The organism is Synechococcus sp. H55.11 (genome assembly GCF_047462475.1).
GTDB lineage: Bacteria > Cyanobacteriota > Cyanobacteriia > Thermostichales > Thermostichaceae > Thermostichus.
This window is the reverse complement of the sequence record NZ_JANSJI010000063.1, coordinates 1-7,883: the sequence shown is the minus strand read 5'-3', so window position 1 is coordinate 7,883 and position 7,883 is coordinate 1. Positions and strand designations below refer to the sequence as shown.

General features: G+C 53.8%; 9 protein-coding genes. 7 read left to right on the top strand and 2 right to left on the bottom strand.

What is annotated here, in order from left to right; genetic code table 11:
- The first annotated feature begins 536 nt into the window (after positions 1–536).
- Genes NW853_RS02715 through NW853_RS02685 form a run of 7 tightly spaced genes read left to right on the top strand, consistent with a single transcriptional unit; the run spans position 537 to position 7,065 of the window.
- A complete protein-coding gene (locus NW853_RS02715) occupies positions 537–2,615 on the top strand; it encodes a molybdopterin oxidoreductase family protein (RefSeq protein WP_414347645.1) in 2,079 nt (692 codons plus the stop codon).
- Between the two features lie 26 nt (positions 2,616–2,641).
- A complete protein-coding gene (locus tag NW853_RS02710) occupies positions 2,642–3,109 on the top strand; it encodes a nitrate reductase associated protein (RefSeq protein WP_414335726.1) in 468 nt (155 codons plus the stop codon).
- Positions 3,110–3,164: 55 nt separating this feature from the next.
- Complete coding sequence (locus NW853_RS02705; protein ID WP_414347642.1) at positions 3,165–4,328, top strand: molybdopterin molybdotransferase MoeA; 1,164 nt, start codon at positions 3,165–3,167, stop codon at positions 4,326–4,328.
- 1 nt (position 4,329) lies between these two features.
- The gene (gene moaA, locus NW853_RS02700) at positions 4,330–5,268 is read left to right on the top strand and encodes a GTP 3',8-cyclase MoaA (protein WP_414347640.1); all 939 of its coding nucleotides are present in this window, start codon (positions 4,330–4,332) and stop codon (positions 5,266–5,268) included.
- A gap of 4 nt (positions 5,269–5,272) precedes the next feature.
- Positions 5,273–6,340 carry a cyclic pyranopterin monophosphate synthase MoaC gene (gene moaC, locus NW853_RS02695; protein WP_414347638.1) on the top strand — a complete coding sequence of 356 codons (1,068 nt, stop codon included), beginning with the start codon at positions 5,273–5,275 and terminating at the stop codon, positions 6,338–6,340.
- Positions 6,341–6,348: 8 nt separating this feature from the next.
- Positions 6,349–6,612 carry a MoaD/ThiS family protein gene (locus NW853_RS02690; RefSeq protein WP_414347635.1) on the top strand — a complete coding sequence of 88 codons (264 nt, stop codon included), beginning with the start codon at positions 6,349–6,351 and terminating at the stop codon, positions 6,610–6,612.
- Positions 6,613–7,065 (top strand): molybdenum cofactor biosynthesis protein MoaE, encoded by a 453-nt coding sequence (locus tag NW853_RS02685; protein ID WP_414335721.1) that lies wholly within the window; start codon positions 6,613–6,615, stop codon positions 7,063–7,065.
- Positions 7,066–7,253: 188 nt separating this feature from the next.
- On the opposite strand, the gene NW853_RS02680 is transcribed toward NW853_RS02685, so the two are convergent.
- Both NW853_RS02680 and NW853_RS02675 read right to left on the bottom strand, forming a co-directional pair.
- The gene (locus NW853_RS02680; protein WP_414347632.1) at positions 7,254–7,478 is read right to left on the bottom strand and encodes a transposase; all 225 of its coding nucleotides are present in this window, start codon (positions 7,476–7,478) and stop codon (positions 7,254–7,256) included.
- Between the two features lie 51 nt (positions 7,479–7,529).
- Positions 7,530–7,667 carry a hypothetical protein gene (locus tag NW853_RS02675; protein ID WP_414335724.1) on the bottom strand — a complete coding sequence of 46 codons (138 nt, stop codon included), beginning with the start codon at positions 7,665–7,667 and terminating at the stop codon, positions 7,530–7,532.
- Positions 7,668–7,883: the final 216 nt, after the last annotated feature.

The window sequence follows — 7,883 nt, the reverse complement described above, 5'->3', positions numbered from 1 at the left end:
TCTGGGAAGTGGATAAAGCGGGGACTGTGCCAAACAGCCAAAGGGTGGTTAGTGAACGCTGATGCTAACGCTGCGGCTAACCTACTGAAAAAAGTAAGCAGAACTTTGGGGCTTTGCCTCGAGGGACTGTCTAGGGGCGGTTTGACAACACCTTTACAAGTCCGTTTGTGGGCTACTTAAGAATCTCCCGACTTCAGTCGGGGGAGTGTCAACTAGCCGTGCTCGGCGGCGGATTAGGAGCGGCAAAGCTACTCCCTTCTGGAAAAGGGGAGTGTCCTGCGTCCATCTGAATGAGCATTTTAAGATGACATAACTGCATAATAGGTAACAAACGGTAGCACACATTACCAAAGATCTGGAGGCGACACCCCTATATTGGCCTGCGTTAAGGGCTTGAGCATGGACGCACCCTTCCCCGCTTGGCTGTCGGGATCCCTGAGGCGCCCAAGCTTTGCAGCCCAAGCAACAAATTCCTCGACTTTCTCCACCGTCGCTTTGCCCAGGAGGAGTAAACCAACTTCAGATGAGAATCAGCAATGGATAACGTGCGTAGCCTCTGTCCCTACTGTGGGGTTGGTTGTGGCCTGGAAATTCTGGCTGGCGGCACAAGAATTCGCGGGGATCGGTCTCATCCCTCCAGTCAAGGCATGGTTTGTGTTAAGGGTGCCACTCTTCTCGAAACCCTTGATCACAACCGTGCCACCGTGCCTCTTTATCGCTCCAGCCTCCGCGATGATTTTCAGCCGATTAGCTGGGATCAAGCGCTGGATTTGATCGTGGAGCGCATTCGCCAGAGTCGCCCCGAGCGAATTGCGATCTATGGTTCAGGGCAGTTGCATACTGAAGATTATTACGTTGCCCAAAAGCTACTCAAGGGCTGCCTGGGCAGTAATAACTTTGACAGCAACTCGCGCCTTTGCATGTCCTCTGCCGTGGAGGGCTACTGCCAAAGCTTGGGTTCAGATGGCCCTCCCTGTAGCTACTCTGACCTCGATAGCTGTGAGCTTGCCTTTTTGATCGGCACCAACACCGCTGAGTGCCACCCAATTTTGTTCAATCGCCTGCGCAAGCGCCACAAGAGTGACCCGAGTTTGAAGGTGGTGGTTGTGGATCCCCGCCGTACCGAGACGGCTGAGGGTGCAGATCTGTATCTTGGGATTGCTCCGGGCAGCGACATTGATTTGCTCAATGGTATCGCCCACCTACTCATTCAATGGGGGGCCATCAACCACGACTTCATTGCCCAACACACCGAAGGCTTTGAGACCTATGCGGCTCTGGTGGCCGAGTACACTCCTGCGCGTGTGGCTAGTCGCTGCGGCATAGAAATTGAGGATGTAATTGCCGTCGCTCGACTCTGGCAGCACTCCCGGAAAACCCTTTCCATGTGGTCAATGGGGCTTAACCAGTCCAGCGAAGGTACTGCCAAGGTTACAAGTCTTATCAATCTCCATTTGCTCACTGGCCAAATAGGCTTTGCGGGGGCAGGGCCGTTCTCGCTGACGGGGCAGCCTAACGCCATGGGCGGCCGAGAGGCGGGTGGCTTGGCCCACCTCTTGCCCGGCTATCGCAAGGTTACGAACCCGGAAGATCGCGCTGCTGTGGAGCAGCATTGGCAGCTTGGCCCAATCAATCCTGAGCCTGGCCTCGATGCTCTCGGGATGATTCGCGCTCTGGAGGCTGGCGCCCTGGATGTTTTCTGGATTGCCGCCACCAACCCGCTGGTGAGCTTGCCCGACCTGCACCGGGTAGCAGCAGCGCTCTCGCGATCGCCTTTCACGATTGTCCAAGATGCCTACTTTCCTACCGAAACCACTGCCTACGCGCATCTGGTGCTGCCTGCTGCTCAGTGGGGTGAAAAAACGGGCACCATGACCAACTCCGAGCGCCGCGTTACTCTCTGTCCGGCGTGGCGCCATCCCCCCGGTGAAGCGCGGGCTGATTGGGAAATTTGGGCGGAAGTAGGCCGCCGTCTGGGCTTTGCCCAGGCGTTTAGCTTTGCCGATAGCGCAGCAGTTTTTGCCGAATATGTCGGTCTTACTGCTGGGCGTCCCTGTGATCTTTCTGGCCTCAGTCATGAGCTCCTGCACCAAGGCCCCCAACAGTGGCCTTATCCCCGTACTGGACCAATCGAGACCCGCAACCTCTATATCAATCACCACTTTCCAACGCCTACAGGTCGCGCTCGTTTCATCGCCAGTCATTCACACGGCCTTGCCGAACCGCCGGATCCCGACTATCCCTATGTCCTCACTACAGGACGCCTCTATGGCCATTGGCACACCCAAACCCGTACTGGCCATGTAGCCAAAATCCGGGCAATGCACCCCCAGCCTTTTCTCGAGATTCACCCCCGTGATGCTGACAGGGTAGGGCTCACCGATGGCGACTGGGTAAGGGTTGAATCACGGCGAGGCAAGGCTACCCTCCCGGTTAAAATAACTCGGGCGATCAGCCCCGGCACGGTATTTATGCCGATGCATTGGGGACCATTGTGGGGTGAAGATACCGCCTGCAATGCCCTCACTCACTCGGTTGCCTGCCCTAGCTCGAAGCAACCTGAACTTAAAGCCTGTGCCGTCAGACTTAGTCGCATCGAACCCCTGTCAATCTAAGCCCACTTTATGTCTTGGGTAACGCGATGATCTTTCAGTTCGAGCAAGACTTTGCCGATAGCCTCCGCTGCATCCCTATGGTTGTGCGCTTGAAGCTGGATCAGTGTGGCATCAAACTCAAACTACATCAGTGGCTGCGTTTTAGTCGTCAGCAGCGCCAAAGCTTGATTGACCGACCAACTGATACTGCTGCCGACCGTGCTGCCTACCGCGAGTACCTGATTCACCTTATTGAAAATGTCTGCCAAGAACAAGCTAGTGAACTGCCTGTTGATCCAAAACCGGCTTGGGAAGATGCCACCGCAATCCCTGCCAGCGTCCTTGAGCAAGCAGCAGCCAGGGGGGTTGTGCTGACCCTTGAGCTGTGGCAAAAGCTAACGCCCTTGCAGCGCTTTGCCCTCATTAAGCTTAGTTGCTCCAAGCACGAAAACCGTAACTTTGTACCTGCCTTTCAGGAATTCTCCTCACCCTGGAGCCAAGATAAGCGCTGCTAGGGTAGGTGCAGCTCATACTCGGACACTCCATTCGTTGGCCTTACTTTCAGCGCTTATGATCAGCGTCCAAGAAGCTGAAGCCGTTATCAAAGCCCAGTGGCTGCCACCTAGAACCGAGTCGATCCCAATCGCGAAGTGCGCAGGCCGGGTTCTTGCTGAGCCGATCTATGCCGATCGTGACTACCCGCCGATTAACCGCGTCATGGTGGACGGCATTGCCATTAACTACGCTGCCTATGCCGCTGGGCAGCGCCGCTTTAGGGTTGCGGGCATGGCTGCCGCTGGGGTAAGCGCTGCCACGCTGGCCGACCCGCAGCAGTGCTTCGAAGTGATGACCGGCTGTCCCCTGCCGCTGGGTAGCGATCTTGTCGTCCCCTACGAGCAGATTAGTATCGAGCGGGGAGTCGCTACCATCACCTATGAAGTTGAGCGCAGCAGAGGTGATTTTATTCATCGACAAGGCAGCGACTGCATCGCAGGGGCACTCGTTCTCCACCCCGGCATTACCCTCAAGAGCGTTCATATCGGCACTCTAGCCTCCTTCGGCTACAGCCATGTCCAAGTCGAAGCAGCTCCCCGCATCAAACTTGTAGCCACAGGTGATGAATTGGTCTCCATCGAGCAAACTCCCACACCCTATCAACTGCGATGCTCCAACGCTTACGCCCTCAGAGCTGCTCTCCTCGCCTACGGTTACACCGAGGTCGAGATTGACCACATCCCCGATGATTCGGCTAGCATTATCGCCCACTACCAAACTAACACCCAAAGCTATGACCTCTTGATTTACACCGGCGGTATCTCGAAGGGAAAACGCGACTACTTACCTCGAATTTGGCAACATTGTGGCGTTACTGCCTATATTCACGGTGTCGCCCAAAAACCGGGCAAGCCGATGTGGTTTGGCATTGATCATCAAGCTGACACCATTGTCTGGGGGCTACCAGGCAATCCTGTCTCAGCTCTTGTGTGTCTGCATCGCTATCTGCTGAACCGCACCGTTTATTCCGGCTATCTGGGTGAGACCATTACCTTTGAGCCTAATCTCACTTTTTTTGTACCTGCCAAGCTTGGTAGCAACCAAGCCCTCACACTAATCATGCCTCAGAGCTCTGGCGACTTTGTTGCTCTGGCAACCAGCGATGGCTTTGTAGAGCTCCCCCAAGATCAAGTGGTCTTTAAGGCTGGCGAAGTCTTTTTATTCTATCCCTGGTACTAGGATGCAACTAGTTGATCAATGGAACCGCCGCATTCGCAAGCTGAGGGTCTCCCTGACCGATCAATGCAACCTGCGCTGTCGCTACTGTATGCCCCTGTATCCTGAGTTCATGGACAAAAGCAGCTATCTAAGTCCGCAGCAATACAAAGACATTATCGGTGAGCTGCTGGACTATGGCATCGAGGAAGTTCGTATCACAGGTGGCGAACCTCTGGTTCGGCGCGAGTTTGCCGAAATCATGCAGGGGCTTGCTGAGCTGAAAATTCCCTCCCTCAGCCTCACGACCAATGGAGTGCTGTTGCACCTCTACTGGGATGTCCTTAAAGCTGCCAATGTTCATAATCTTAACATCAGTCTCGACAGCCTTCAGCCTGCTACTGAAGCCTGGATCACACACCGAGACTGCCTTGCCGATATTCTTCGTAATATCCGGGAGGGTATTGCTCAGGGGTTTAGCATCAAGCTCAACGCAGTTCTGATGCGAGGCGTCAACGATCATGAGCTGTTTGATTTTGTTGAATTTGCTCGCGAGACAGGTGTGACAGTTCGCTTTTTGGAGCTGATGCGGATTGGCTATGCCAACCATATTTATGATGAGCGCTACATTTCAGCACAAGAGTGTATTGCTCGCCTAAAGGAACGCTATACCCTAACCCAGCTGCCGACGGTACCTGATTCTACAGCATTCTACTTCACAGTCGATGGGGCTGCCAAAATCGGATTTATTGCCTCCGAGTCGCAACCTTTCTGCAGCACCTGCTCGCGCTGGCGCTTGACCGCCGATGGACGTCTCTTTGCTTGCCTATTTACCGAAAACGGCTTGCCAATCCGTGATGCGACACCAGCACAACGCCGACAGATTTACCAACAGCTTTTAGGGATGAAGCCAATGCGCAGGGTCGAGCAGGTTTTACATCCGATGTACAGTTTAGGGGGCTAGATCTATGGGTGAGGCTGATCGTGTATGGGCGCATCTTGATGCTCAGGGCCAACCGCAGATGGTGGATGTCAGTAACAAATCTGCATCTTTGCGAGTAGCGACAGCTCAAGCAATAGTTCAATTGCCGCCTGCTTTGAGTACATATATTGTTGGTCAAGATATTTACCTCGAGAAAGGAGTGGTGTTTCAGACAGCAGTTATCGCGGGTACTATGGCTGTTAAAAAGACTGAGCAACTGATCCCCTTTTGTCACCAGATTCCCGTCGAGAGCTGCACCTTTGATATCAAAATTGATGATCGCTTGCTTGTAACTGTTCACTGCACTGTCAAGACTAGCGCCAAAACAGGCGTTGAAATAGAGGCCCTCTGTGGTGCTTCGGTAGCGGCGCTGACGATCTACGACATGTGCAAGTCGGTGTCACCCCACATCTGTATTCGAGAGACCCGCCTAGTGACCAAGTCCGGCGGCAAAAACGCCCTCCTGGAGCGTCCTCTCTACGGTCTGGTACTTACAGGGGGACAGAGCAAGCGCATGGGCCGGGATAAGGCTCTGCTGAACCACACTGGCAAACCGTATGCTGCCTATCTCTATGAATTGCTACAACCCTACTGCCAGCGAGTTTATCTATCAGCGCGTGCCGGTCAGTGGTTGAGCACGCCACTGGAGTTGCTGCCCACGCTGCCGGATCAAGTAGAAAGCGTTGGCCCAATCAGTGGTCTGCTGACTGCCCTGAACACCCATCCCGAAGCTAACTGGTTAGTTGTTGCTTGCGATCTCCTCAATCTGCAAGCAAAGACAATCCAAAAGCTACTGGAGCACTATCAAGCTGAAACGGTTGCGACCTGTTATGCTAACCCCAAACTTGGCTTTCCAGAGGCTCTCTGTGCAATCTATACTCCTCAGGCTGCAGCAGTGCTGAGGGCTGCCTATGCAGCCGGGGTATACTGCCCTGTTAAAGTCCTTGGCGACCAACCCTGTACCCTAGTTACCCCTGACTGTGAGGCCGAACTGATGAACGTCAATACCCCAGAGGAGTATGCTGCCTTTGAACGTCTTTTAAGCTCAAGGTAATCGAAACTATGACAACTCAGTCTACCCTGACCAAAACTGTAACTATCCAGTATGTGGCGATGCTGAGGGAGCAGGCTCAACGAAGTAGAGAAGTGCTCCAAACCAATGCAGCAAGCTACCTGGAGTTGTATCAGCAGGTGAAGGCAAAGTATGGCTTCCCACTGGCAGTGGAAGATATTAAAGTTGCTGTCAATCATGAATTTTGTGACCTAACTAGTCCGGTTGACGACTATGCCTTCGTAATTTTTATTCCGCCAGTCTGTGGAGGTTAGATGCTGCGGTTTTTGATTAGTGACACTGCTATCCAAACAACCGAGCTCAGCCGCTTACTTGCCGATAGCACAGCGGGTGCCCTCGTAACCTTCGAGGGTTGGGTACGCAATCACAACAGGGGAAGGACTGTTCTCAGCTTAGAGTACGAAGTTTATGAAATCCTCGCCGAGAAGGAGGGCGAAAGGATCCTCCGGGAGGCCTGCTCTAAGTTCAATCTCTGTGGCGCTATCGCCTGTCACCGTCAGGGCCATCTTGCGATTGGCGACATCGCAGTGTGGGTTGGTACTACCGCTGTCCATCGAGCTGCTGCCTTTGCTGGAACACGCTACATCATCAATGCCATCAAGCATCGGCTGCCAATCTGGAAAAAAGAGTACTATCGTGACGAGGAACCGCAGTGGGTTTTGTGCCAAAAAACACCCTCGCTATTCGAACAATCATTTGATGAATAATTTCTAGGCTTTCTAGGCTGGCGTTAGAGAGTGTCATTGTTTGAACCAGGAGCAGTGTGGGGATCTCTGGCATGGACTTGGCCAGGCGGTGGTTCTTCACCTGCAAATCCTCATACGCCACGACGTTGTTAGACAAAGTGCTCCGCAACGCCAGAGGCGAGCACTACGTACCGGCCCAGCTTCATGGCTCAGTCTCTACGCTGGCGCTGGACTTTCAGGTGTACCTTGCCCAACCTCTTTCTCCGTTTGTGGTAGGGGTTGGACTGCCGCTCAGCTCCCTTGACGAATGTCCTGCTCAACTTGCGTTGATGTCTTTTCAGCCGCTTCTCATTCCGGCGCAAAAACTTAGGACAATCTACCGTGTTCCCCTTCTGGTCGGAGTAGAAGTGGTGCAGCCCCAGGTCGAGACCCACTATCTGGCCGGTGTACTCGCCCTGTGCCCAGCGCTCTCTGTCGAGGCAGAACTAGGCGTAGTACCTGTCCGCTCTGCGCACCACCCGCACCCGGTTGATCTTGGAGCCGAGGATAAGCTGTCTGGCTTTGCCGTTGCAGTACAAGGCAAAGGTACCTGCCTGGTTGCCGCCGGTGAAGGCAATGGCCATCCCGTCAGGTGAAAGTTTCTACCCCGACTGCTTGTACTCAACGGATACGAATGGCCTCATTCAGAGCTTGGTACTGCCCTGGTGTTCCGTTGAGTAGCTTGGCTTCTCTCACTACAGCCTGTTAATTTAAAATGGGGTACAGATTTCAAGAGGAAGGAGAGAAAGGGATGCCAACCCATTCTTTGGATCTACGGCAAAGAGTTGTGGCAGCTTATC

Excerpts from the sequence above, each read along its gene's own strand:
- NW853_RS02715 (WP_414347645.1), top strand. The coding sequence starts at position 537 with ATGGATAACGTGCGTAGCCTCTGTCCCTACTGTGGGGTTGGTTGTGGC.
- NW853_RS02710 (WP_414335726.1), top strand. The coding sequence starts at position 2,642 with ATGATCTTTCAGTTCGAGCAAGACTTTGCCGATAGCCTCCGCTGCATC.
- NW853_RS02705 (WP_414347642.1), top strand. The coding sequence starts at position 3,165 with ATGATCAGCGTCCAAGAAGCTGAAGCCGTTATCAAAGCCCAGTGGCTG.
- moaA (WP_414347640.1), top strand. The coding sequence starts at position 4,330 with ATGCAACTAGTTGATCAATGGAACCGCCGCATTCGCAAGCTGAGGGTC.
- moaC (WP_414347638.1), top strand. The coding sequence starts at position 5,273 with ATGGGTGAGGCTGATCGTGTATGGGCGCATCTTGATGCTCAGGGCCAA.
- NW853_RS02690 (WP_414347635.1), top strand. The coding sequence starts at position 6,349 with ATGACAACTCAGTCTACCCTGACCAAAACTGTAACTATCCAGTATGTG.
- NW853_RS02685 (WP_414335721.1), top strand. The coding sequence starts at position 6,613 with ATGCTGCGGTTTTTGATTAGTGACACTGCTATCCAAACAACCGAGCTC.
- NW853_RS02675 (WP_414335724.1), bottom strand. The coding sequence starts at position 7,667 with ATGGCCATTGCCTTCACCGGCGGCAACCAGGCAGGTACCTTTGCCTTG.